Raw genomic sequence first — 25527 nt, forward strand, 5'->3', positions numbered from 1 at the left:
CCGCGCTGCCGGGGGAAGATCATATGGCCAATCACAAGACTAAACTCGAGCTCACCTGGATCGGGAAGGAGAACCGGCCGAAGCTGGAGCCGCACAGAACGATACTGATCATTGCCCCAACCGCCCATCTCCGAGATCGAGGGCAAGCAGCAGCACGTCTCGCAGACGGCGCTGTTTTCGATCCGGTGGAGGCTGACATGACCATTCCGGTAGGGTAGCTTTATTTTTGGTTGCAGCCATGCAACAATACGCCCATGCGGACACTGGAACAGCTAACCGTTAGGAATTTCAAGTCCATTCGCGACCAGACGTTGAGGCTGGGTCGCCTCAACGTGTTTATTGGCGGGAATGGATCTGGCAAGTCCAACCTCATCGGCGTATTTCATTTTCTCAATCGCGTCGTTGCCGGCGAACTTCAAAACTACACCGGTGAAGCGGGCGGGGCAGACAGCATCTTGTACTTCGGACGGAAACAGTCTCCTTCCTTATCGTTAGAATTGGAATTTGTCCAGGGAAACGATGCGAACGGTTATGGTTTCGAGTTGCGTCCTACGGCGGAGGACCGGTTTATCTTTTCCAGCGAAACCATCTGGTATCACGATCGAAGCCAATATCTGAAACCATACAAGATTACTCTAGGCGCAGGCCATGCTGAAACTTGTATAAAGCAATCGATTCCTCGAGGTATCGCCGGTTACGTGCGTGACGATCTTGACAGTTACCGTATCTACCACTTTCACGACACAAGCAGCTCAGCCCGAGTCAAGCAGACGGGCAATGTAGATGACAACCGCCGATTGCATCCTGATGCCGGGAACTTGGCGGCGTTTTTGTATCGTCTGCAGCGAACACATCCGGGTCATTTCAAGAACATCGAAGATACGGTTAGACAAATCGCTCCATTCTTCGAAGGCTTCCAACTCGAGCCCTCTCGCTTGAATCCGGATAAGATTCGTCTGGAGTGGAAGGAGAAGGGTAGCGATACGTATTTCAACGCCTCAGCTTTGTCCGATGGCACGTTGAGATTTATGTGTTTGGCCACACTACTCCTACAGCCGGTCTTGCCGGCAGTCGTGCTGCTCGATGAACCGGAACTCGGCTTGCACCCCGCAGCGATCAGTCTGTTGGCGGATATGCTGGAGTCGGCTTCTCAACAAACCCAGGTCCTGGTGGCGACGCAGTCTGTTACATTGGTCAACCAATTTACTCCAGAATCCGTCTGGGTCGTGGAGCGCCAGAATCGAGAGTCGGTCTTCAAGCATCTCGAATCTGCTGATATGTCCGCATGGCTGGAGAACTACGCCCTCGGTGAACTGTGGGAGAAGAATATCCTTGGTGGCAGACCCTGATCATGCGCAAGGTGCTAATTCTGGTTGAGGGTCAAACCGAGGAACGCTTCATCAAAGACGTCTTAGAGCCACACCTGAGTAGTGCCGGTGTTTATCCGGTGCCGAAGCTGGCCACGACCAAGCGCGTGAAGCACGGCGCTGACTTCAAGGGAGGGATTACCGACTTTGGCAAGGTGAAGGACGACCTGCGACGTTTACTTGGAGACACCGATGCGGCTCTGATCACGACCATGATCGATTATTACGGGCTGCCTAACGACTTTCCGGGGAAGCGAAGTCTCCAAGGACAAAACTCGCGTGAACGCGTGAGGGAGCTGGAAGCGGCATTGGAAGAGCATTTGAATGCCGGCCCCAGGTTTCTGGCCTATTTCATGATCCATGAATTCGAGGCGCTCCTGTTCTCCGATCCCAAGGTGTTGGCCGAAGTCATGAATCTACCTGAAACACGAACACGCCTCCAGGACATCCGAAACGGTTTCCCGACGCCGGAAGACATCAATGATGACCCACACACCAGGCCGTCAGCTCGTGTGCACACACTCTTTCCCGCCTATCGTAAGCGTTTGCACGGTCCGATCACGTCGGGGCGGATTGGTTTGGACATCATGCGCCGGGAATGTCCTCATTTCAATCGGTGGGTGAGCCGACTTGAGAGTCTTAGCGGCTCGTGAAACGTGAGCGGGAACATGACTGGCAAACAAAAACTCGAATTGACATGGATCGGGAAGGAGAACCGGCCGAAGCTGGAGCCGCGTATCCTGCTGGAGGACCCGGAGAGGTCCTACCATGCCCCGCACCGGGTCACCGATCACGATCTGTTCGACAACCGCCTGATCTTCGGCGACAACCTGCTGGCCTTAAAAGCGCTCGAACAGGAGTTCACCGGAAAGGTCAAGTGCGTCTTCATCGACCCACCATACAACACTGGATCTGCCTTCGAGCACTACGATGACGGCGTAGAGCACTCTCTCTGGCTGTCGCTTATGCGTGACCGTTTGGAGATCATCCATCGGCTGCTGTCAGAGGATGGCTCGCTGTGGATCACCATCGACGATAACGAAGCGCACTATCTCAAGATTGTATGTGACGAGGTATTCGGACGGGCCAACTTCATAGCAAATGTAGTGTGGCAAAAGATCTTTGCGCCCAAGAGCAGCGCGAGGCACCTCTCGGCGAGTCACGATCATGTCTTGGTGTTTGCGAAGGACGCCGACAAATGGGAACGCAACCTACAGCCAAGGTCTGAAGCGCACGACATTCGTTATAAGAATCCGGACAACGATTCTCGCGGTGTATGGGCATCCGATAACCTCACCGCTCGTAACTACTACAGCCTTGGACTATACGCTGTGAAATGCCCATCAGGGAGAGTGATTGAAGGTCCGCCTAAAGGAACCTATTGGCGAGTCTCAAAAGAAAAGTTTGATGAGATGGACCGTGATAATCGAATCTGGTGGGGTTCCGACGGTGACAATATGCCCCGCTTAAAACGGTTTCTCTCCGAAGTACAGCAAGGCGTGGTTCCGCAAACAATATGGCTTCACAATGAGGTTGGGAATACACAAGAGGCAAAGAAAGAAGCTCTTCCCTACGCAACAAGCGTTGACGATATTTTTCAAACCCCCAAACCAGAACGTCTCATCAAGCGTGTACTCGATATCGCCACCAATCCCGATGACTGGGTGCTTGACTCCTTCGGCGGTTCAGGTACAACGGGGGCTGTGGCGCACAAGATGGGGCGGCGATGGATCATGGTCGAACTTGGCGAGCATTGCCACACGCACATCATCCCGCGACTGAAGAAGGTCATCGATGGTGAGGACACTGGCGGGATCACCGAGGCGGTCGGCTGGAACGGGGGCGGCGGATTCCAGTACTATCGGCTTGCGCCGTCGTTGCTCGAAAAGGACAAGTGGGGCAACTGGGTGATCAACAAAGCATATAACCCCACGATGCTGGCCGAGGCCGTTTGCAAGCTGGAGGGCTTTACCTATGCGCCGAGCGACACGATCTATTGGCAGCACGGCCGTTCCACCGAGCGCGACTTCATCTATGTCACCACTCAGAACCTGAGCCACGATCAGTTACAGGCGTTGAGCGATGAGGTGGGCGAATCGCGGTCACTGCTGGTGATGTGCACCGCCTTCCGCGGCAAGCCGGATCGCTACCCGAACCTGACGATCAAGAAGATCCCCAAGACCGTCATGACCCGCTGCGAGTGGGGCAAGGATGACTACAGCCTGCGCGTAGAGAACCTGCCCAAGGCCCCGCCCCCGCCGAGGCAGATGGAGTTGATTTCACCGTAAGGACCATACAGGAGACCATGCTTGAAGATTTCAGGGATTATCTGGCTGCCGGAGATTCTGGACAAGATCGATCGTAAACATGGTGTTGCCCAGGACGAAGTGAGGGAGATTCTCAAGGGTTCTTCTCACTTTCGGTTTGTTGAAAAGGGACATCAAAAAGATGAGAATGTGTATGCGGCGATGGGGCAGACGCACGCGGGTCGCCACCTCATTGTCTTCTTTGTGCACAAGAAGAGCCACGAGGCCCTCATTCTGTCGGCTCGGCAGATGACCGACAAAGAGAGGAAACGCTATGAAAAGAAGTAAGAGCTCGATCTCTGAAGCCCGCTCGTACACGGATATCGGCGAATTCTGGGACACGCATGACCTCAGCGATTTCTGGGCGAAGACGAGAAGAGCGAGGTTCGAGGTCCACATCGAATCTGAGGCGATCTACTACCCCGTGGAACAGAACTTGTCCAAGAAGATCCAGATGCTGGCTCGTAAGCAGGGGCTTTCTTCCGATACCCTTGTTAATCTTTGGCTTGAGCAGAAAATCAGGGAGCAAGGGGCGTCAAGTAGAGCGGCGAGAAAATTAATCGCAAAGAACGCATAGGACATCCCGGCACGATGCAATAGGGCGTCACCCCCGAATGTTTGTATCGGGGGTCCAGGTTGTCGGATTCGCCTAGATTCCCGCTTACAACATGCGGGAATGACGGACATCCGATTAGTTATCGCAAGGGGCGTAGCACACTACGGGGAATGAGCCTCCTATGGATTCAAAGAAGCGAGAATATATGGAAGAGGCCTTCGTGTTCTTGGCGATCTTTGAGGTTCTCGCTCTGTGAACCGGCACGTCAATGCTATTGCCGGTCGGTTGAGCTTGCGGGCGCCTCAGCGCCGGTCGCTGGAGATCCTCGATCGGGTGACGGAGATCGTGCCGCCCCAGAAAGGCGTTGATCTTAATGCGGCGCTCGCCGCGATCCGGAGCGAGTGTCCGACCGTCACCGATTTTGAGCGTGAGTTTCCCTCGCTCTGCTTCGCCCTTGCCACCGGGGTCGGCAAGACCCGGCTGATGGGCGCCTTTATCAGCTACCTGCATCTCGCCCATGGCGTCAGACACTTTTTCGTCCTGGCGCCGAACCTCACGATCTACAACAAACTCATCACCGACTTTACGCCCAACACGCCCAAGTATGTCTTCAAGGGAATCGCAGAGTTTACCGCCGAGCCGCCCGAGATCATCACCGGCGACAACTACGAGTCGGGCGTGGGCGTGCGGCGTTCGTTGCTGCCGGGGTTCGAGCGCGAGATCCACGTCAACATCTTCAACATCTCCAAGATCAACTCCGAGGTCCGAGGCGGCAAGTCGCCACGCATCAAGCGACTGTCCGAGTATATCGGCGAGAGCTACTTTGACTACCTCGCCGGTCTCGACGACCTGGTGCTGCTGATGGACGAATCTCACCGCTACCGAGCGTCGGCCGGTGTGCGGGCGATCAATGAGCTGAAGCCGGTGCTGGGGCTGGAACTGACGGCGACCCCCTTTGTAGAGAACAGCCGCGGCGCTGTCGCCTTCAAAAACGTCATCTACGACTACCCGCTGGCCAAGGCGATGGCGGACGGATTTGTGAAAGAGCCGGCCGTCGTGACGCAGAAGAATTTCGATCCCAGCCAATTTACTCAGGCCCAGCTCGAGGAGATCAAGCTCCAAGACGGGATACGGCTACACGAGAACACGAAGGTCGAGCTGGACACCTACGCCCGTCAGACCGGACAGCGGGTCGTCAAACCGTTCGTATTGATCATCGCCCGCGATACTACGCACGCCGGGCAGCTTATGCAGATCATTCGGTCGGAGCAGTTCTTTGAGGGGCGCTACGCAGACAAGGTGATTCAGGTGGATTCCAGCAGGACCGGCGCGGAAGAGGACGAGATGGTGCAGCGCCTCCTGGCCGTGGAAAGCCCGGAGGAGCCGACCGAAATCGTCATCCACGTCAACATGCTCAAGGAAGGCTGGGACGTGACCAACCTCTACACCATCGTCCCTCTTCGGGCCGCCAACGCCCGGACCCTGATCGAGCAGTCGATCGGTCGAGGGCTCCGCCTTCCGTACGGCACACGTACGGGGGTGAGTGTTGTGGACCGGCTGAGCATCGTCGCTCACGATCGGTTTCAGGAGATTATCGATGAGGCCAATCGGCCCGACTCGATCATCCGCCTCGCGCAGGTCGTGCTCGATCCGAACACAGATCTCCAGAAGACGACAACGATTGTGATCCAGTCCAATCTTGCGGAGCAGATCGATACCATGGCTGACGAATCGGAACGTCGGATTGCGCAAGCGACCCGCGAGGTAATCCGACGATACGAGCACCTGCCCGCGTCGGCCGATCTGCTGAAGCCGGAGATTCGGGAGCAGATCGTCCAGGAGGTCACCGAATACGTCCGGTCGGCGCAGCAGGCGTTGCCGGGTGTGACGGAGCAGCCGGATATTGCGGCGGCGGTGGCGAAGACGACCGAACTCGTGGTCCGGCAGACTATTGATATTCCGCGAATTCTTGTGGTCCCGAAGGACGAGGTGACCGGCTTTCACCCCTTCACGCTGGATTGCTCCAGCATCCGTTACCAGCCGGTCGAACGGGATCTGCTGATCCAGCATCTGCGTACGCATGAGCAGGATACGCTCGGCGTGAGCGAGGGCCGGCACCCGGAACAGCGGCTGGAGGATTACCTGGTACGCGGGCTGATCGATTTCGACGACATCGCGTATGACGAGCACGCCGACCTGCTCTACGACCTGGCCGGGCAGGTGGTCAGACATCTGCGTTCGTATCTTTCGGAGGAGGATGCGCGGAATGTGCTGATCTATCGCCAGAAAGAGCTCGCAGCGTCCGTATACGCGCAAATGCAGGCGCACCAGTGGGAACAAGCGGCAGGATATGAGGTGAGGGTGAACAAGGGATTTATGGAACTCAAGAACAGTGCGTGTACGGCGAATGCCGACGAGCCCCCTCATGACTTCCGGCAGACCATCGAAGACAAGAGCCGAATCTCACGGATGGTATTCGGGGGCTTCACGCGATGCCTGTACGCCCTTCAGAAGTTCCAGTCCGATACCGAACGGAGGCTCGCGGTGATCCTCGACCGCGAAACGCACAAGTGGTTCAAGCCGGTACAGGGGCAGTTCCCAATTACCTACAAGGTGGATGTGGAATACCACGACTATGTCCCGGACTTTGTGGCCGAAACGGCAGCGGCGATCTACATGCTGGAGGCCAAGGCGCGAAACGAGATGACCGATGCCGACGTCCTGGCGAAGAAAGATGCAGCGATCCTCTGGTGCAGCCACGCCACGACCCACGCTCTCAACAACGGCGGTAAGCCGTGGGCCTATCTCCTCATCCCGCACGACGCGATCACCGAGAACATGACCCTTGGCGGATTCGTCAGTCAGTTCGCCACGGCGCCAGATTTGGATACCGGCTGAGAAGCGGTCTATACCATCTATGCTACACTCGAAGTGCTATGGACATCGTGTCGCATGGGCTGTGGGGTGGTATTGCCTTCGGACGCGCCAACCGGCGGCGCTTTGGTCTGGCCGTGATGTGGGGTGTACTCCCCGATCTGATCCCGTTCGGCCCCTGGCACGTCACGATGCTCCTTGGCCTGGCACAGCGGCTGCCGCGAAATGGGTGGGAGCCGCCGGATCCCGCCCTGATCCCGGCGTACGTCAATCACCTATACAACGTGACGCACAGCCTGGTCGTCTTCCTTGTCCTGTTCGCCGCTATCGGAATCGTATGCCGACGGCCGGTCTGGGAGATGTGCGCCTGGGGACTGCACGTCGGCATGGACATCTTCACGCACTCCACGCGATTTTTCCCTACGCCGTTTCTCTGGCCGATTTCGTCAGTCACCGTTAACGGCTGGCCGTGGGGGCAGTCGGCGATCTTTATCCCCAACGTCCTCCTCCTGATACTGCTGTACGCCTGGTTCTGGCGGCATTCGTCGAAAACAAGGGGACGATCCCACACGTCGCAGGGTCGTCCCCTTGATCACAGCCCGCGCATTACCTTATTGTGAATGATGCGTCCGGCGCCGCCACAACGTATAGCCGACCCCGATGATGGCCAGGGTACCGACTACCGCTGCGGCTGCATAGGGATTAAGCAGAAACTCCATCATACTAAGCCTTCCTTTCTCTCTGTGTACACCACAAAAGGGGATGAAAGGTTCTGAAACATCCGGTGTAAGAATTGCCCCTTTCTCGCAGATTAGGCCGACCCCGCAGGTCGCGGCATCGGCCCGATCCACTTCAGAACCCGAGACGTTTACGCCGCCTTACGGAGCTCCTCAGCCGGTGTCGGCTTCACGGCTCGCGCGGCCTCTTCCTCTCGAGCCTGCGCCCTCTCTGCCTCCTGCCATCGCGGCAGCACAGAAAAGCTGAAGCTGAGAGCGCCGAGCACCAGTATCGTCAAGAGCATCGTATACGTACGCTCATTGGCGATGAACGCGTCCCACAAATACTGCCCAAAATCAGCCGGCATTGTGCCATCACCTCCTTCACTGAGATAAATCACGAAGGGCGGTGAAAGGTTCCAAAGAATCGCCAGGGGGAATCCGATGCAGGAGGATACAGTTGCCCAAAACCCCTTTGACATATCGGAAATCCTGTGGCCTGACGTCAGTGACGGTGGAGTTTTTTGATCAGCGGAAACAGATCGTCTTCATCGGAATCGGAGACGAGCGAATAGATGTACGGGCCGTCCTGCCACTCCACCGTTCGAAAACCCCGATGGATGGCCCAATAGACCTTACCCGTCAGGCTCATCGGCCGCTCCGGAAACCAGATCCCTGCGCCAGGAAAGACCAGCAGGGTAATCGGCTGATTGGGCTGCTGGTGGTAGGTCACAGCCAATACCTTCCGATGCAGCAGGTAGCTCACCTGTCCACCGATCAGATGATGCTCCTGATCGTCGGGAAATGAAAGCGACCTGGGGAATTCCAATCGTCTCTGATGCCTGATCAACAGCGGTTGTAGTTCACCACCCGGGATCTCGGGTGGCGCCTCTCGCAGACCGAGTCGAATGTGCTCGTTGATCGACTCCTCAATCAACGGCACAACCACCTGTCGCGCGGACATCATCCAGAGATTCAGGGGCACCAGAACGAGCAGCACCATGACCGCTCCGAACGCCATCGCCGCTACGGGCTGTTGATGGAAGGCGGCCGGCAAGCGCGCCAACCAACCCATACGCGCCGTTTTGGGCTCCAACAGGCACGCCATCGCCTCCCGGAAGGCCGCAGGGGCGCCCGGCACGCTCACGCGCTCTCGAACTGCGGCCCGCAGTACCTGCGTTATCTCCCACTCCCTCGCGCAGGCACTACAGACAGCGAGGTGCTCGCGTACCTCGGCCGCCTCCGGCCGGCCGAGGCTGTCATCCCGCAGGGCATCCAATAAATCTTTCACCGCCTCACATCGCATCATTGCCCGATACTCTACTATAGGCCCGCAACCGACTACGTAGCATCTGACGACCTCTGGCCAATCGGGATTTTACCGTACCGTCGGGGACCGCCAGAATCTCAGCCGTCTCCTTGAGGGAAAACCCGTACAGATCAAAGAGCAACACCGCACTCCGATATGCCTCCGGCAGCGCACGGAGCCCTTCGTCCAGGTCCTTTTGTAACACCGCTCGAATGAGATCGACCTCGGCCGCCCATTCCCGACCCGAAGCCTCTGGATTGCCCGAGAACGAGTCGGCTAAGACTTCACGCTGGGCCAGCCCTGCGCGCCGAAACCACTCATGTTTCAATATACTAAAGAGCCAGGCCTTCAGATTGGTTCCAGGTTCGAATTGGTGAGCGGATCGCAGGGCGCGAAGGCAGGTCTCTTGCACCAGATCCTCGATCTCTTCCCGTCGATGCGTCAGCCACCAGGCGAAGCTATAGAGCGCATCCAAGTGCGCAAGCAAGGAACGGGCGAATCGGTCCTTTTCGTCCTTTGACAGCGATACACGCTCCATTGCGGACACCGCTAGGTCATCAGACCGGAACAAGTACGGAGGGACCCGGTAGCGGGGCCACGGAGAACCTGTAGAGGCTCGAGGCTCGCATCATCACGTCCCGCTTGTCCTCAGGCGGCTACTGTCGGGTAATGGCATCACGCACAGTCAGCGCTTTCAACCCTGGCGAGGTTATTGTACCATATTGAATTTAAGAGCGGTGCCTCGACAAGGAGAGACAACAATGCGATGGTCCTGGCGATTAGGCGAAGTGGCGGGCATCGCCGTCTATGTCCACGTCACCTTCCTGCTCCTGGTCGGCTGGGTAGCCATCAGCCATTGGCTGACCGAGAGAAGTGTGGCCGCCGCGCTGGCAGGCGGCGGGTTCATCCTGGCCGGCTCACAACAGGACTTCCCTGTCGTCGAGGGTGATCGCGTGGAGGGGATGCTGCTGCGGAGTGATCTGCTGGCGGCCCTCGCCTCCCGGGGGCAGGCGGTGGCGGTCGCTGAGGTGATGCGCCGGAATTTCCAACTTGTCGACTCGTCTGGGATGTTGGAGACAGCGTTTACACGCCTCCAAGGCCGCGACTGTCACACCCTCCCGGTGACGCACGACGGCCGGCTGGTAGGCCTGGTAACGATGGATAATCTCGGCGAATTCATCTCGATCCGGACGGCGTTAGGGCCAAGACAGCCTAAGACGCAGTCCATCGCCACATGAGACCGCTCGCAGTCTGGACGGAGCTACTCGTACCATGATCTGGGTGTGGCTGGGATTCATCGCATTTGTCCTGCTCATGCTGGCACTGGACCTGGGCGTCTTCCACCGCAAGGCCCATGTCGTCACTGTCAAGGAGGCCATCGCCTGGTCCGCGGTATGGCTTACCATGGGGTTGGCCTTTGCCGTGTTCGTGTACGTCACGTACGAGGGTCAGTGGTTCGGCCTTGGCACCGTCGCCGACCCCGTCGATGGATGGCCCAACGACGGTTCCACGGCAACCGAGAAGTACCTGACCGGCTACGTCGTCGAGAAGTCGCTCAGCGTGGACAACATCTTCGTCATCGCCATGATCTTCACCTTCTTCGCAGTACCGCCGATCTACCAGCATCGCGTGCTGTTCTGGGGCATCCTGGGCGCGCTGGTCCTGCGCGGCGTGATGATCGCCCTCGGAGCGAGGTTGATCGCCGAGTTCCACTGGGTTCTGTACCTCTTCGCCGTCTTCCTCATTGTGACCGCGATCAAGATGCTGTTTCTCAAGACGGAACACACCGATCCGAACAAGAACGTCGTCGTTCGGTTGACGCGGCGGTTGTTCCCAGTGACGGCTCGATTTCACGGCGAGCATTTCATCGTGCGCGCCGGGGCACCGGCATCATATGAAAGCGAGATCCCGGGTGCGCCCGCGATGCCGGACGAGGTCGTGGAGCACGCCCGCCCGGGCACGCTGCTGCTCACGCCTCTGGCGCTGGCACTCGTCATGGTCGAGACGACCGACCTGATCTTCGCGGTGGACTCGATTCCGGCGATCTTTGCCATTACGGGCGACCCGTTCCTGGTTTTCACCAGCAACGTGTTCGCGATCCTCGGTCTGCGGTCGCTCTACTTTGCATTGGCCGGTATGGTGACGCAGTTCCGCTGTCTCAAGGCCGCGCTTGCCCTGGTCCTGCTGGTCGTGGGCGTCAAGATGCTGCTTGCCGAATCGCTGAAGCTCGTTCTCGGCAAGCACTTCAACCTCTTCTTGCTCGTGGTAGTGCTCGCGATCCTGGCAGCCGGGGTCGCCGGTTCCGTGATGGCGGACCGACGAGACCGGCATCGGTCGTGGAGAGAGGTTCCCCCACGCAAATAGATCGGGCCGACCCCGTCACTCAAGGGATCGGCCCGTCTTCCCCCACAACCCGAGGTAGTTAGGCCGCCTTCGGAAGTCCCACAACCCGCGTCGGCTTCACGGCTCGCGCGGCCTCTTCCTCTCGAGCCTGCGCCCTCTCTGCCTCCTGCCATCGCGGCAGCACAGAAAAGCTGAAGCTGAGAGCGCCGAGCACCAGTATCGTCAAGAGCATCGTATACGTACGCTCATTGGCGATGAACGCGTCCCACAAATACTGCCCAAAATCAGCCGGCATTGTGCCATCACCTCCTTCACTGAGATAAATCGTGAAGGGCGGTGAAAGGTTCCAGAGAATCGGCTCAAGGTTCTACACGCACCTCCCCGTTACTTACACAAGCCTTTTGCTCAGTACGGGTTCTTCACCCGTCAGACGCGCGATCGCGGTTCGGGTGAGGTCCCGGAGTCGCAAGATCTCTTGCCACTCACTGCCTTGGGGCACGATCGGCGCCCCGATCGTCATCGTAATTGGGCTGCGCGTGGGCAGCCACGTGCCGTCAGACAGAAACTCGCGGGTCCCCTTCAGTCCGACGGGAATGACAGGACATCCTGCCTCAGCCGCCGCTTTAAACGCCCCAGGTCGAAACGGCAGCAGCCCGGGAGACCGAAAGAAGGTGCCTTCCGGGAAGAAGACGAGGGAGGTCCCGTCGCGGAGGATGGCCGTAGTGCGCTCAACGACGGCCACGCGTTGGGCGGGATCGACCCGCTCGACGGTCAGGTGGCCCCCTCTCCGAATTACCGTTCCGATAAACGGATAGGCGGTGAGTCCGGCCTTGGCGACGAAGCGAAACTCTCCGGGAAGGGCCGCGAGGACGATACCCGCATCCACATAACTGGCGTGGTTCACAACGAAGACCGCAGGGGCCGTTCCGCGGAGGTGCTCAATCCCTTCGACGCGCAGTGGGCAGCCCGACAGGGCCAGTGCCAGGCGCAGGTAGCCTCTTACAAGTCGGTTCACTGCTTTCCCCCTCGGCACGATAAGCAGGAGCGTCCACAGGAACGGTAGCGGTGCCATCGCAAGCGCCCAGATGTACGAACCGTAAGCCAGCGCTGCGAGTCGGCCGCTGAACCGTCGAAGGCGAGCAGCCGCAACCTGGAGGTGCAGCCGCGCCCACTGCGTCGTCAGAGATGGGCGCCGACGCTCGATCTGCCCTCGCAGATAGGCCTCGCGCGTGGCGTACCGCCGGACCTTTCCGCTCGACGTCTTCAGAACGGCCCCAGGCCGGGTAATGACGAGCGTGTCCGGCGGAAGGCCGATCATCGTGACAATCTGGTCGAGTACACGCGTTCGGATCTCTTCGAGACGCTCCGGCGCGTTTTCCCGGCTCTCAGCGACGACGACGAGCCGTTCCGTACCGCCTTCCGGGTCGCCGACCCCGAAGGCGGCCACACACCCCTTCCGAATGCCGGGAACATCCCCTACGACCTCTTCCACCTCCTGCGGATACAGGTTGCGCCCGGCCTTGATAATGATGTCCTTTTCTCGACCCGTGATGAATAGCTCCCCCTCCGCCCGATAGCCGCGGTCGCCGGAGTCCAGCCACTCGTCGTGCAGGACCGTTCGTGTCGCTTCAGGGTTCCGAAAGTAGCCGCTCATCACCGAGGGACCGCGGAATTCAATACGGCCTTCGATCCGTTCGGCGACGAGGCGACCGGCTCCGTCTACGATGCGGACCTCATGTCCAGGCAGTGGACGTCCGCATGAGACGAAGCGAAGCGGGGTCGAGTCCTCCGGCAGGGCGGGACGCGCCTCCCGCACGCGCTCAAAGGCGTCCCTGGTCACCCGATCGACCCGTGGCGGATAGCCGAGAGGCGGGACGGTGAGGGACACGGCACACTCGGCCAGGCCGTAGACCGGACACATCGTCTCCGCCTTGAAGCCATACGGAGCAAATCGCCGGGTGAAGCGCTCGATCGTCTCCGGGCTGACCGGCTCAGAGCCATTAAAGGCCAACCGCCATGAGCTCAGGTCGAGGCCCTCAAGTTCGGCGTCGCTCACCTTTCGGACGCAGAGATCAAAGGCGAAGTTCGGCGCCGCCGACAGGGTTGCCCGGTGACTGTGAATCGCCCAGAGCCATCGCGACGGCCGTGCAAGGAAGGCGATAGGCGACAGGATGGCAATCGGAAACCCAAAGTACAGCGAGGTGAGCCAGGATCCGATCAACCCCATATCGTGGTAGAGCGGCAGCCAGCTTACGCCGATGTCGTTCGGACTGATGGCGATTGCCTTGCCGATGGCCCGAATATTCGCCAGGATGTTCGCGTGGGAGAGGCGTACGCCCTTCGGATCGCCCGTACTACCGGACGTATACTGGACAAGCGCCGGATTGTCGCCCCGATGACCGCGCGCCGATACCCCTGTCTCCGGCGTCGCGATCTGTTCAATCGCGGTGACCTCTTTCAGTGAGGGTACGCGGCCACGCAACAGCCGCGCCACACGCTTGACCTCTCCGAAGGCGATGAGGAGGCTGGCTTCGGCGTTATGCAGAATCCGGATCTGACGTCTCGCGTATTCTTCGAGACGATCAAGCCGAAACGGCGGATAGATCGGGACAGGTACCGCCCCGGCCAGCAACGTACCGAAAAACGCCTCAAAGAAGGCCGCCTCGGTCCTGAGCATCAGCGCCACCGAGTGTCCGAGGCCAAGTCCCCGTTGACGCAGTCCCGCCGCAACCGCCGCCGCCCGATTCCACAGTGCCCCATAACGAATCGGCTGCTCGGTTCCGTCTTCTTGCCGGAGGAAGATGTGTATCCGCTCAGGATGGGTCTCGGCATGCCAGCGGAGGACCTCGACAAGCGTTCGCGCGTCCGACGGGGCGGCTACGCCAGGACCAACTGGTGGATGGGTGTCGCGGACGCTCTCCGGCTTCGTGGGTACGGCAACTCGGATCGCCTCAGCGAGGTCGCGTGGGCTTTCGGCCTCGGCCATCACGGCATCCGGCAGCAGGACGCCGAAGGCCTCTTCGAGCCGGACCAGTAACTCCACACGCTCGAGACTGCCGATGCTGAGATCACGGTCAAGTATGCTGTCTGCGGTTATGGGCCCGCGGAACGCCGGTCCACCGAGTTCAGCAACGAGTTCCTCGACGATGGTGAGCACTCGGCGCTCGATCGCGTCGTATCCGGTCGGCTTCGCAGACGCAGTATCCACTTTTCACTGTCCGACAATTACACGACGAAGTCCTATTGAGGCTGGAGCTTTTCTGCCGCGCACCCCTCTGCTTCACCCTACTGCCTTTTACAGGATTCTGCAAGTCCGGTTCTAAGGAGTTGTACCGAAAGGGGCTTCAGATCGCGGAGGAAGATGCGGGTGGTGACAGGACCTATGCCCTTGAATTCCTGGAGGCGCGTGGCGAGATCTTTCCTGTTGCGTGATTGCCTGAACAGGTTCGCGAGGGAGCCATAGCGATCAATGAGGAGGCGTGAGATATCAAGGAGTTTCGTGGCCGTCGAAAAATCGAAGCGAACATAATGGCCGCGGTCCAACACACTGACCAGTCGATCCCACCCCGCTTCGAGGATCGCTTCCGGGGTCACCAGCCCCTCGCCGACGAATTCCGGATAGGCGCCGCCTCCCCACCTCCTGTTGAATCGGTTTGCCGAACAAGAGGCCGGCCAAAAACCATTTGAAGCGCTCACCCTCCGCCCCGGACTCGAGGTCAATCCCAAGGTCTCGCGCGCGGATGGTACGCTTGGCCTTCGTCTGTGGTCGCGTGTGTGACGGGGAGCGGACCATAGTCCCTTCACCCCCATCGGTATCTGTAAAGTAGCCCTTACTTCTTGGAAAGAATTCGTATGACAATCCACCACACGGTGTATCCGATCACTAAGACGCCGATCACAACCCCCCAAATAATGTAGTCTATATCCATCAATGCGCCTCTCGTGGTGTGAGATTACCGACCAAGATGATGTTGCCCGCACCTGCCGTCCTGTCAAATCCTAATCGCCAGTTCAATCTATACATGACGCCACAAATCTCAGACAGTTTGTCATTCCGTGCTTGACCCGGAATCCAGGGCCTTTATGGATTCCCGCTTTCGCGGGAATGACGGCTATTGTTGCGATTTATGACGCCCTGTATATTGATATGGCCGAAGTCGGTCTATAAGCCGGATCCTGTACGGCCGGGCCGTGCAGCCCGGCCGGATGACCATTCCTCTAGGCCCGACGTTGCCGCCGGGCTCAAGCAGCCTACCCGTCCCGCCTGCCCCAAAAGAGACACGAGCGCGGGCCGCCCTCTGCATAATGCGGCGGGATCTATTTGGCCTTGCTCCGGGTGGGGTTTGCCAAGCCGACATGTCGCCACGCCGCTGGTGCGCTCTTACCGCACCTTTTCACCCTTACCCACGGGGCCTCGCGGCCGATACGACAACGTGGGCGGTATCTTTTCTGTGGCACTGTCCGTAAGGTCACCCTCCCTGGGCGTTACCCAGCACCCTACCCTGCGGAGTCCGGACTTTCCTCCCGTCCGCCAAAGGCGAACCGGCGGCCATCCGACCGACTTCGACCACCACCACCCTACCGTATACCGGCGCAATTTGCAACGGGGTTCCTCGCCACACATAACGGTGCGCCGCACAATGTCACCCTCGAGGTCAGGCGTACTGCGTCGCTTTCCACGACTGGAAATAGGCCTCCACCCCATCAGTAAACCCGTGATGTTTCGGTTGCCATCCCAACAGGCGCCCGGCCTTGCCCGAATCTACACGCTGATCCAGGGCCAGACATTCGGCGAAACCATCAAGGGTATACGAGGCCTCGTCTGCCGGAACGAATTGCGTCTGCCCGGTATATCCGGTGACCCGTGCGACAGCATCGGCCATCTCCCGCACCGTGGCACTTGAGTGATCCGTGAGATTGAAGATCTCGCCGCCGAGTCCCCGCTCCGCCGCCCGTAGATACCCTTCGGCCAGATCGTCGACATGCACCATCGCCCAATGATTGTGGCCGTCGCCGATCACCTGCAGCGGTCTGCCTTTGTCGGGACCGTCGAACCACATCCCGGTCAGGCCGCCTTGCCGACCATAGACACAGCCGGGTCGCACAACAACTCCACGAACGTCGGATACACCCAGCACCATCTGTTCGATATCGGGACGGGCGGCCACCAACGGCGCCGGCTTCAGGGGTGCACCCTCATCAACGGCCGTACCGCAGGTATCGCCATATACCCACGACCCACTTGTGTACACCACGGTTTTCGGTTGCAATCCACGTGCGCCGGACGCCAGCAAGACCTCCATCGTGCGCCGGTCCAGGGAAAAGGTATCAGCCTGGTAATCCACTGCAGCGTGGATCAGTATGGCGCATTGTTCGGCAATCTGCTGGTAACTCTCCGGATGTTGCATACTTCCGATGATCGGACGGATCTCGTGCATTGCGATGAAGTGCGCCTTCTTTTCGCTCCGAACCAGCCCCCACACCTGATGGCCGGCCCGACGAAAGGCTGAGGCGACCTGAAAACCGATATAGCCGTTGGCGCCAGTCACAAATACCTTCATTCTCCCTCCCTGTATCTGTTGTCGATGGTCGGTTTGATCTCTCTACCTCTATTCGACGGTAATTCGCTGGGCCTTCCGGCGTGGGCCCGGTCTTGACTCGGACGCTGCCGTCCACAGCCCCTTGTCACACAATGCCTGAACCGCGAGAAGCAGTTCATGCCCCGCCTGATTGACGTGTTCGCTCACCTCAGAGGGTATGCACTGCTTGATGCCTCGCTGCAATCCCTCCTGCGCCTCGTACAGCGCACACAACGGACAGCGATGCGGGCAATGCGCCTTTTCCTTCTTAGCCATCTTTTTCCTCCTTGGGGCTCCCATCCTGGCCAAACCGTACCACCAGATAGCCCTCCTCAAGTCTCGCTCGCTTCACCGTCAGGTCGGCCAGCGCCCTGGGCAGCACCAGGTCTCTTCGAAAGTTGCCGACCGAGACCACCAGTTCATCGCCCCGCTTCAAAAGCGACAACTCCTCCTTCTGAAGGAAGGGAAGCCGCAACCGGAGATAGTAGTGACCCCCTTTCTTGCGAACCGTCTGGATCGGACCCGACATCCAGATCTGCAGCGGATCCTGATCGGCGAAGATGCTCCTGCCCATGCGCTCCAGCATGGGGAGACCGACCACCTCGCGGTCAAAGAACGGGATCTCCCAGATCGGGATCGGCGAAAAACCGCGCTGGATCATCTCCCGGTACCGACCCTGGATGTGACTCCACTCGGCAAAATAGCCGTGCTCAAGTTGTCGGGGGAAGACGCGATTACAGATGACGGCATCGGTGACGTAGCCGTAGAGGTTGAGATAGGTCAGCGCCCGCTGCGCCTCCTTGATGACCATCTTCTCCGGATTGAGGACCAGTCGGATGCTGGAACGTTTCGGATCGCACAGCACCTCTTTCATCCCGTCGATACGGGTAAAGAGGACCTCGATGGCCGCATACACATTATCTTTGGGAAGGGGGACCGGGACGAAGGGCTGGACGATGGGCCCCATGGCGGTGACGATCCGACGCTCCCATGGAAAGAGCTTCTCCATATACCAGCGCGCCACATCGGGAAAACTCAACAGGCGCATCGTCTCCCCGGTCGGCGCGCAGTCGACGATGAGACAGTCGAAGCGCCCCTCCTCGCCCCGCAGCCGGATCTGCAGGAGACTGCACAGCTCCTCCAGTCCAGGGAAGACCGCCATCTCCTCGGCGATCACCTCTTCGACGCCGCGTGTGGCAAACAGGACCGTCAGATAGTCCTTGACCTCGCCCCAGTGGGTCCGGATCTCCTCCAGGACATTGATCTCCTGGCCCCAGAGACGGTCGGTAATCCGGGTCGGCTCAGGTCCAAGCGATCGATCGAAGGCATCCGCCAGACTGTGGGCCGGATCGGTGCTGATCACCAGGGTGCGGTGGCCTCGCTCGGCCGCCATCAGCGCCGTGGCCGCCGAGACGGTGGTCTTCCCGACCCCCCCTTTGCCGGTGTACAGAATGATGCGCATGATCGGCCCGTGCGTCAGTGTCCCGGTTCACCGCTATTATACCGACGGAAGGTCGCCTCGTAAATCCCCCGCACCTGTTCCGTATAACGCTGGTAGTCGGTCAACAGCCGTTGTCCCGGACTTTCATCCCCACCTGCGCGATATCCAAGACGTCGCGCCAGACGATTCACTCGACCCGGGTCCTGCGGCAGCACGGAGGTTTCCCGATCGGCGGCGATCCGAAGACGATTCTGCACCGTCCGAAGGAATCGGTAGGCATCGCGGAGCTGCGAGACATCCGCGTCGGCCAGCAGACCCCCTTGACGCGCCGCTTCCAGGGCAACGAGCGTGTTGTGTGTCCGTAGGGCTGGGTGGGTCGACCCGTACGCAAGCTGGAAAAACTGGGCAATGAACTCAATGTCAACGATCCCGCCACTCCCCAACTTGACATGGCGCTCGCCGCTCTTCTCTCTGGTGAGCTCCAGTTCCATCCGGCGCCGCATTGCCGTGATGTAGGCCGCGAGGCTCTCCGCCTGAATCGGTCGATAGATCAGATCGGATAACGCAGCGATCAACGGCCCTGCGATGTCGGGATCGCCCGCGATCGGCCGTGCCCGCAAATACGCCTGACGCTCCCACACCTCGGCCGTATGGGTGAAGTGCGTTTCAAACGCGGCGAACGACTGCGCCATCCTGCCGGCCGATCCGCCCGGTCGCAATCGGATATCAACCCGGTAGGCCGTACCCTCCTTGGTAATGGTCGTCAGCGTCTTGCAGATCCGGTCGGCCAGGCGCTCGTAATAGTCGGCATGGGTCACATCCCGAGATCCGCCTGTCGTCGTGCCCTCTTGTGCGTAGGCAAAGGCAAGATCAAGATCGGACCCATACCCCATCTCCTCGGCCCCGCATTTACCCAGGCCCAACACCACGAACCCGCCGGAGGACGGAAGCCCGTACTGTGACTGCAGATCTTCCCGGGCCAACCAACAGGCTGTCAGCACACACGCATCGGACAGACGGGTCAGGGCGCGGCTGACATCAGCCAGATCGGCCTTTCCCAGCAGGTCCAGGACGCCGATTCGAAACTCCTCAGCCTGCTTCAATCGCCGCAACGCGTCCAATCGGGCGCTCCCCGGCGGCGCAGCAGCGACCATGTTCAGGCATTCCTCGGCCACCCGACCGGATCGATTGTGGTCGGCCTGTTCAGGGAGGAGCAGCAGGTCCATCAGCGCCGGGTGTCGAATCAGAATCTGCGACAGAAACTCACTCGAGCCGAAGATACGCATCAGGTCGACGAGCGCGGGCGGCGCCTGCTTGAAGAGGTCGTACAGACCGGCGCTGGACCCAACCCCTTCAATAAACCGCTCGCACTGCAGAAGGGCCAGGTCCGGATCCGGCGCCAGGCTCAGGCCCTCCATCAGCGTAGGGGCCAACGCGGCCAGGGTTCGGCGGACGCCGGCTGTCGTATGCTTGAAGGGCGGACCGTCGCGCAAGATGAGGAGCGTTCGAAGCGCGCGATCAATATCCGCCACCCCGGATGCCGCCAACGGCTCACGTACAACCCCCTCATCCGCCCGTCCATCCAGAAAATCAGCGAGCGGATGGGAGGGGATCGCCTCTTCACCCGGAGTGGGCTCCCGCAACAGGCAGTCGTAGGCCCGTCGGACCCCCTGGATATGCCGCTGATAATCCTGCCGGAAGGCCGACACCGGGTCAGGCGTCCGATCAGGGGAGTACCCGAGGCGCCGAGCCAGTTTGACAACCCCATCCTGATCGGTCGGCAGGGTATGGGTTTGCAGATGGTGGAGGATCTGGAGACGATGCTCGACCGTCCGAAGAAAGGTATAGGCCTCCGCCAACGTCGCATGCTGGTCGGTCGTAATGTGCCCGCGATCAGCCAGTCGCTGCAGCGCGCGGAGTGTATTGGGCTCACGGATCCATGGGTCTCCGCCACCATACAGAAGTTGAAAGGTCTGAACAATAAATTCGACCTCACGGATCCCGCCATAGCCCAACTTGACGTGACGGAAGGTCTCCTGACCCCGTCCGATCTTGGTATCGATCCGGTCCTTCATCGCCCGGATCTCTCCAATGGCGCTGTAATCCAGCGACCGACGATAGATAAACGGTGCGACGAGCTTGACGAACGCGTCTCCCAGCAGCGGATCGCCGGCCACCGGTCTGGCCTTGATCAGGGCCATACGTTCCCACGTCTGTCCCCATGATTCGTAATAGAGTTCATACCCCCTGAGCGAATAGACCAACGGACCCGACCGCCCCTCTGGTCGAAGCCGCATATCGACCCTGAAGACGCGTCCCTCCCCCGTCAGGTCGCCGATCGCTTGAATCACGCCCTCCCCCAGGCGAGCGAAGAACTCGTGGTTGCTTACCCTGCCGATGAGCGCGCCTGATGGGCCGATGACCCCCGCGGTCTCCCCCTCTGCCTCATAGATGAACATCAGATCGATGTCCGAACTGAAGTTCAGCTCCTCGCCGCCCAGCTTCCCCATCCCGATAATCGTAAATCCGCAGCCCTCATTCCCAGAAGAGCCCTCGCACCGCGGCTCACCATGCCGGCGCACAAGTTCGGCGCGACAGAGTTCATAGGCGCGCTGCAAGGCTACGTCGGCCACGAGCGACAGTTGCTGCGTGACGCCCGTAAGATTCAGGTTGCCGAGGAGATCCTGCAGCCCGATCCGCAGGGTCTCCCGCATCTTGAATCGCCGAAGCGCCATCCACACCCGCGCCCGGCTGGTCGCCCGCGAGAGTAGCCCATCCAGTTCGTCGATCAGCTCCTCTTTAGACCTCGCCCGCCGGAGCAGCCCGGGCTCCAACAACCAGTGCAGGTCTTGGGGATAGCGGATCAGGCCGTCGGAGAGATGCTGCGAACTGCCGAAGAGCGTGAGCAACAGATCGAGTGACTTTGGACTGTCGCGGAAGAGCGAAAAGAGAAATCCCCGGTCGATGACCGCGTCGGCGTAACGTTCCAGGTTATTCAGCGCCATATCCGGATCGGCCAGATTGGCCAGACGATCCAGCAGCAGCGGAAGAATCGATTGAAGCGACGCCAGGTGCAACGGGCCGGCCAGGCGCTGCAGATTCTGGCTGGCCTGTTCGGGATGTCGGCAACCGGCGGCCGCCAGCACCTCAACGCCTGGTACCACCGGCGTATTCATCGGATACCTCCGGCCATGTCATAACTCAAAAACAACGAGCGGAAACAGCGCGACTGTCTCCGCTCGTAAAAAGCCACAGGTCCGCTCAAAGACCAAGGTTATCGTACTACGTACCCTCGTGCGGTCATGCAGGCCGCGTAGGCCCGATCGTACCCATCCTTGTTCCGCGCGTAGGCGCCGCTCCCACCGCTCAGGGCGCCGCCGATCCCGCCGGTCGCCGCGCCGATCGCCGCACCTCGACCCGCACTCCCGGTCGCCGCACCGATGGCGGCGCCTGCCGCCGTACCCACAACTGCGCCGACCACCGCACCTACCCCCGCGCCCTTCGCCGTCTCCGCGCCGGATGGATCAAACCCGCTCTGTTGTTTCGCCCACTCCTGGCACTCGTATTGATCGCGGCTGATCTGCTCGGCGGTCTGCCCTTTCTGGGGATAGGCATAATAGCCGGGCCGCTCCGTTGTGGCGCAACCCGCAACCGAGATCCCGAAGGTCAGCAGAACCAGCCATACACCTGCACGCTTCATCTTTGCTCCTCCTCTTCGGATTGAGGCCGAACGTCGGCTACCCCCAGACAGCCTCATATTATCACGGCGACTCCGGGTCTCACAAGTCGCGTCGATGGTCCGGGAATGCGATGACCGGCATTGGTCCTTACACCCGGAAAAAGCAAAACGGTCCAGGATGGTCTATCCGGGACCGTTTAGCGGCGAGCAGAGGCAGCGGCGGTCAGATATCGAAGTAGAGGGCGAACTCCCAGGGGTGAGGGCGAAGCCGGATCGGATCGACCTCGTTCTTCCGCTTGTAGTCGATCCACGTATCGATCAGGTCCGAGGTGAAGACGTCGCCCTTCAGGAGGAACTCATGATCGGTCTCCAGCACATCCAGGACCTCGCCGAGGCTCCCCGGCAACTGCTTGATCTCCATGGCCTCTTCCGGTTCCAACTCATACAGGTCCTTATCGATCGGCTGGCCGGGGTCGATCTTATTTTGAATACCGTCGATACCCGCCATCAGCAGCGCGCTGAAGGCCAGATAGGCGTTGCAACTTGGGTCCGGCGTCCGAAACTCAATCCGCTTGGCCTTCTCGCTCTTGGAATAGAGGGGGATCCTGGCGGCGGCCGATCGGTTGCGCTGGCTATACACCAGGTTGATCGGCGCCTCATAGCCGGGGACCAACCGTCGGTACGAATTCGTCGTCGGGGCGATGAAGGCGCAGAGCGCGGGCGCATGCTTCAGCAGTCCCCCGATGTAGTAGCGGGCGGTCGCCGAGAGATCACCGTACCCTCCAAGCTCCCAGAAGGTATTCCTGCCCCCCTTCCAGAGACTCTGGTGGACGTGCATGCCGGAGCCATTATCCTGAAAGATCGGCTTCGGCATGAAGGTCACGGTCTTGCCGTGTTTGCGGGCGGTATTCTTGACGCAATACTTATACCACAGGACCTTGTCCGCCATCCTGGTGAGCGTATCGAACCGCATGTCGATCTCGCACTGGCCGGCAGTCGCCACCTCATGGTGGTGGACCTCAATCGGTATCCCGACCGACTCGAGCGCCAGCATCATCTCCGAGCGAAGGTCCTGGAGCTTATCCATCGGGGGTACGGGGAAATAGCCTTGCTTATAGCGGGGCTTGTAGGCCAAGTTCGGCTTTTCGTCCTTCCCCGCGTTCCAAAACCCTTCCTCCGAGTCGATGAAGTAGTAGCCGTGCTGGAAGCTCTGATCGAATCGGACATCGTCAAAGACGAAGAACTCCAACTCCGGGCCGAAGTAGGAGGTATCCGCTATAGCCGTTGACTTGAGGTAGGCCTCGGCCTTTTGCGCAATATACCGCGGGTCCCGGCTGTAGAGCTGCCGCGTCACCGGATCCATGACATTGCAGATCAGAACCAGGGTAGGAACGCCAGCAAAGGGGTCCATCATCGCCGTGGCCGGATCGGGAATCAGGAGCATATCCGACTCGTGGATCTGCTGGAAACCACGGATCGAGGAGCCGTCGAACCCGATCCCATCCGTAAACAGATCCTCCGTCAGCTCCTGAGCGGACATAGAAAAATGCTGCCACAGACCCGGCAGGTCAATGAACCTGAAATCAACGATCTTCGCTCCACGCTCGTTCGCCAGCTTGACGACATCCTTCGGTGTCATAGGATTGCCTTTCCTCCTTCTCGGATCGAACAGTTCACCGTTGAACAGTTCATGGAGCGGTCAGGTCCACTCCGCTGCTCCCCCTTAGATAGCCGCCTCACCCCGCTCGCCGGTCCGAATCCGGACCACCTCATCAATCGATACGATGAAGATCTTGCCGTCTCCGATTCGACCGGTCTTCGCTGAAGAGAGGATCGTATCCACAACTCTATCGCACTTATCGTCCGGGACGACCACCTCGATCTTCACCTTGGGCAGAAAGTCAATGGTGTACTCACTCCCTCTGTACAGTTCGGTGTGTCCTTTCTGTCGACCAAAACCTTTGACCTCGCTTACAGTAAGGCCCTGTATACCAACTTCGGCGAGCGCGCTTTTTACCTCGTCCAATTTAAAGGGCTTGATGATCGCCTCAATCTTCTTCATCCGCCATCCTCCGTCTCTGAAGGCGTTTGCCTCCCCGTCGGGGATTTCACGTCCCCGACACGACTCCCTCGCCCTGGACATCCACCCGGTCAAATCAGCAAATCGTATGCCATACCTCTTGATCTACTTCTCGATCTACTCCACGCTGCGGGATCGCACTGCGACCCACTAAAATACTCTATTTGACGCCTCACCGGTAATGTTCCCGCTTATTGAACCTCCGATCGTGCCTAATGGTTTGGCACTCATTCGTCGATCTGCTCACTTATCAGGCAATCAGAGTCGCGCCTCACGAAGATGTTTGGCCGCATCCTCCGGAAGAACAGGATTAATGTAAAAGCCTGTCCCCCACTCAAAACCTGCGACCTTGACAAGCGTCGGCATAATCTCGATGTGCCAGTGGTAGTGATTCGTAGCGGTCTCCTGAAGCGGTGTGCTGTGAATCAGGTAATTGTACGGTGGATTCCCGAGCACCTGATTCATTCTTCCAAGAACCTCCTTCAGGATTCGTGAGCAGCTCACCATATCGTATTTCTGCGCATCATGAAAGAACGGCTCATGCCTTCTGGGAAGAATCCACGTTTCAAACGGGAAGCGCGAGGCAAACGGCGCAATGGCCACAAACTCGTCATTTCTGGCGATCACCCTCAGCGCTTGTTTCAATTCCTGGCGAATCATGTCGCAGAAGATACATCGGTCCTTATACTCAAAGTAGGCCTTGGCGCCATCCACCTCCTCTCTCGCCCGCTTTGGAACGATAGGGGTGGCAATAAGCTGCGAGTGAGGATGTTCCAGGGAGGCACCGGCCTGTTCGCCGTGGTTCTTGAAGATCAAGATGTACTGAAAACGATCGTCCTTTTTCAGATCGAGTATCCGATCCCGGTAGGCCCAGAGGACATCTTCCACCTGTTGCTCCGGCATGGCGGAGAGGACGTCATTGTGGTTAGGGGACTCGATGATCACCTCGTGAGCCCCTAACCCGTGCATCTTATCGTAGATCCCGTCACCGGCCCGATCCAGCTCCCCCTCGATCTGGAGTGCAGGAAACTTGTTGGGGACAACCCGCAGACTCCAGCCCGTACGATCCAAGGCGTTCCCGTTCTTCCGATACGCCAGGACCTCGGGGGGTGTCTTGTCTTCATTGCCCGGACAAAACGGGCAAAATCCCACCTGTCTGGACGGCGGCGGAACCGGAAAGTCCAACGGGCGCTTTCCCCGTTCGGTCGAAATGATCACCCATCGTGACGTAATAGGATCCTTACGGAGCTGCGGCATCCGGTTCTACGTCTCCTCTC

The 25527-nt window shown here is 59.4% G+C and carries 23 protein-coding genes, 1 other RNA gene and 1 pseudogene; 10 read left to right on the top strand and 15 right to left on the bottom strand.

What is annotated here, in order from left to right; all coding sequences use genetic code 11:
* The 8 genes and pseudogenes from C3F12_11540 to C3F12_11575 all read left to right on the top strand — a co-directional run.
* A partial coding sequence (locus tag C3F12_11540) for a hypothetical protein (GenBank protein ID PWB43873.1) occupies positions 1-218 on the top strand: 218 nt, incomplete at its 5' end.
* A gap of 36 nt (positions 219-254) precedes the next feature.
* Positions 255-1349 carry a chromosome segregation protein SMC gene (locus C3F12_11545; GenBank protein ID PWB43874.1) on the top strand — a complete coding sequence of 365 codons (1095 nt, stop codon included), beginning with the start codon at positions 255-257 and terminating at the stop codon, positions 1347-1349.
* Between the two features lie 2 nt (positions 1350-1351).
* A complete protein-coding gene (locus C3F12_11550) occupies positions 1352-2020 on the top strand; it encodes a hypothetical protein (GenBank protein PWB43875.1) in 669 nt (222 codons plus the stop codon).
* A 15-nt stretch (positions 2021-2035) separates the two neighbouring features.
* On the top strand, positions 2036-3655 hold the full coding sequence (locus C3F12_11555; GenBank protein PWB43876.1) for a site-specific DNA-methyltransferase: 1620 nt from the start codon (positions 2036-2038) through the stop codon (positions 3653-3655).
* A gap of 21 nt (positions 3656-3676) precedes the next feature.
* Positions 3677-3961: a hypothetical protein gene (locus tag C3F12_11560; GenBank protein ID PWB43877.1), complete on the top strand. Its 285-nt coding sequence runs from the start codon at positions 3677-3679 to the stop codon at positions 3959-3961.
* Positions 3948-4250, top strand: coding sequence for a hypothetical protein (locus tag C3F12_11565; GenBank protein ID PWB43878.1), 303 nt, complete (start codon positions 3948-3950; stop codon positions 4248-4250). The genes C3F12_11560 and C3F12_11565 overlap by 14 nt, the downstream gene beginning before the upstream one ends.
* A gap of 231 nt (positions 4251-4481) precedes the next feature.
* Positions 4482-7127 carry a type III restriction endonuclease subunit R gene (locus C3F12_11570; protein ID PWB43879.1) on the top strand — a complete coding sequence of 882 codons (2646 nt, stop codon included), beginning with the start codon at positions 4482-4484 and terminating at the stop codon, positions 7125-7127.
* A gap of 38 nt (positions 7128-7165) precedes the next feature.
* A pseudogene (locus C3F12_11575) lies at positions 7166-7636 on the top strand (hypothetical protein).
* Between the two features lie 335 nt (positions 7637-7971).
* On the opposite strand, the gene C3F12_11580 reads toward C3F12_11575, so the two are convergent.
* The 3 genes from C3F12_11580 to C3F12_11590 all read right to left on the bottom strand — a co-directional run bounded on the left by C3F12_11580 (position 7972) and on the right by C3F12_11590 (position 9666).
* A complete protein-coding gene (locus C3F12_11580) occupies positions 7972-8187 on the bottom strand; it encodes a hypothetical protein (protein PWB43880.1) in 216 nt (71 codons plus the stop codon).
* A gap of 137 nt (positions 8188-8324) precedes the next feature.
* Positions 8325-9128 (bottom strand): hypothetical protein, encoded by an 804-nt coding sequence (locus tag C3F12_11585; protein ID PWB43881.1) that lies wholly within the window; start codon positions 9126-9128, stop codon positions 8325-8327.
* Entirely contained in the window at positions 9115-9666 is a 552-nt protein-coding gene (locus C3F12_11590; protein PWB43882.1) for a hypothetical protein, read from the bottom strand. Before C3F12_11590 ends, C3F12_11585 begins: the two co-directional genes overlap by 14 nt.
* A gap of 223 nt (positions 9667-9889) precedes the next feature.
* Here C3F12_11590 and C3F12_11595 point away from each other — a divergent pair, with 223 nt between their 5' ends.
* Positions 9890-10366, top strand: coding sequence for a hypothetical protein (locus C3F12_11595; GenBank protein ID PWB43883.1), 477 nt, complete (start codon positions 9890-9892; stop codon positions 10364-10366).
* A gap of 34 nt (positions 10367-10400) precedes the next feature.
* Positions 10401-11492: a hypothetical protein gene (locus C3F12_11600; GenBank protein ID PWB43884.1), complete on the top strand. Its 1092-nt coding sequence runs from the start codon at positions 10401-10403 to the stop codon at positions 11490-11492.
* 58 nt (positions 11493-11550) lie between these two features.
* Here C3F12_11600 and C3F12_11605 read toward each other — a convergent pair whose 3' ends face one another.
* The 12 genes from C3F12_11605 to galT all read right to left on the bottom strand — a co-directional run bounded on the left by C3F12_11605 (position 11551) and on the right by galT (position 25507).
* Positions 11551-11766, bottom strand: a complete 216-nt coding sequence (locus C3F12_11605) for a hypothetical protein (protein ID PWB43885.1) — start codon at positions 11764-11766, stop codon at positions 11551-11553.
* Between the two features lie 93 nt (positions 11767-11859).
* On the bottom strand, positions 11860-14679 hold the full coding sequence (locus C3F12_11610; protein PWB43886.1) for an acyl-phosphate glycerol 3-phosphate acyltransferase: 2820 nt from the start codon (positions 14677-14679) through the stop codon (positions 11860-11862).
* Positions 14680-14756: 77 nt separating this feature from the next.
* Positions 14757-15167, bottom strand: coding sequence for a hypothetical protein (locus tag C3F12_11615; protein ID PWB43887.1), 411 nt, complete (start codon positions 15165-15167; stop codon positions 14757-14759).
* Between the two features lie 453 nt (positions 15168-15620).
* Positions 15621-16036, bottom strand: an RNA gene (gene rnpB / locus C3F12_11620) — RNase P RNA component class A.
* Between the two features lie 90 nt (positions 16037-16126).
* Entirely contained in the window at positions 16127-17032 is a 906-nt protein-coding gene (locus tag C3F12_11625) for an NAD-dependent epimerase (GenBank protein ID PWB43888.1), read from the bottom strand.
* 48 nt (positions 17033-17080) lie between these two features.
* Positions 17081-17326 (bottom strand): hypothetical protein, encoded by a 246-nt coding sequence (locus C3F12_11630; protein PWB43889.1) that lies wholly within the window; start codon positions 17324-17326, stop codon positions 17081-17083.
* Positions 17319-18512, bottom strand: coding sequence for an arsenic-transporting ATPase (locus C3F12_11635; protein PWB43890.1), 1194 nt, complete (start codon positions 18510-18512; stop codon positions 17319-17321). The genes C3F12_11630 and C3F12_11635 overlap by 8 nt, the downstream gene beginning before the upstream one ends.
* A gap of 14 nt (positions 18513-18526) precedes the next feature.
* Positions 18527-21667, bottom strand: coding sequence for a bifunctional [glutamate--ammonia ligase]-adenylyl-L-tyrosine phosphorylase/[glutamate--ammonia-ligase] adenylyltransferase (locus C3F12_11640; protein PWB43891.1), 3141 nt, complete (start codon positions 21665-21667; stop codon positions 18527-18529).
* Between the two features lie 98 nt (positions 21668-21765).
* Positions 21766-22191 carry a hypothetical protein gene (locus C3F12_11645; GenBank protein ID PWB43892.1) on the bottom strand — a complete coding sequence of 142 codons (426 nt, stop codon included), beginning with the start codon at positions 22189-22191 and terminating at the stop codon, positions 21766-21768.
* Positions 22192-22393: 202 nt separating this feature from the next.
* Entirely contained in the window at positions 22394-23809 is a 1416-nt protein-coding gene (gene glnA, locus C3F12_11650) for a type I glutamate--ammonia ligase (protein ID PWB43893.1), read from the bottom strand.
* 84 nt (positions 23810-23893) lie between these two features.
* A complete protein-coding gene (locus C3F12_11655) occupies positions 23894-24232 on the bottom strand; it encodes a transcriptional regulator (GenBank protein PWB43894.1) in 339 nt (112 codons plus the stop codon).
* Between the two features lie 276 nt (positions 24233-24508).
* Entirely contained in the window at positions 24509-25507 is a 999-nt protein-coding gene (gene galT / locus C3F12_11660) for a galactose-1-phosphate uridylyltransferase (GenBank protein ID PWB43895.1), read from the bottom strand.
* Between the last annotated feature and the right edge of the window lie 20 nt (positions 25508-25527).

The organism is Candidatus Methylomirabilota bacterium (assembly GCA_003104975.1).
Classification (GTDB): domain Bacteria; phylum Methylomirabilota; class Methylomirabilia; order Methylomirabilales; family Methylomirabilaceae; genus Methylomirabilis.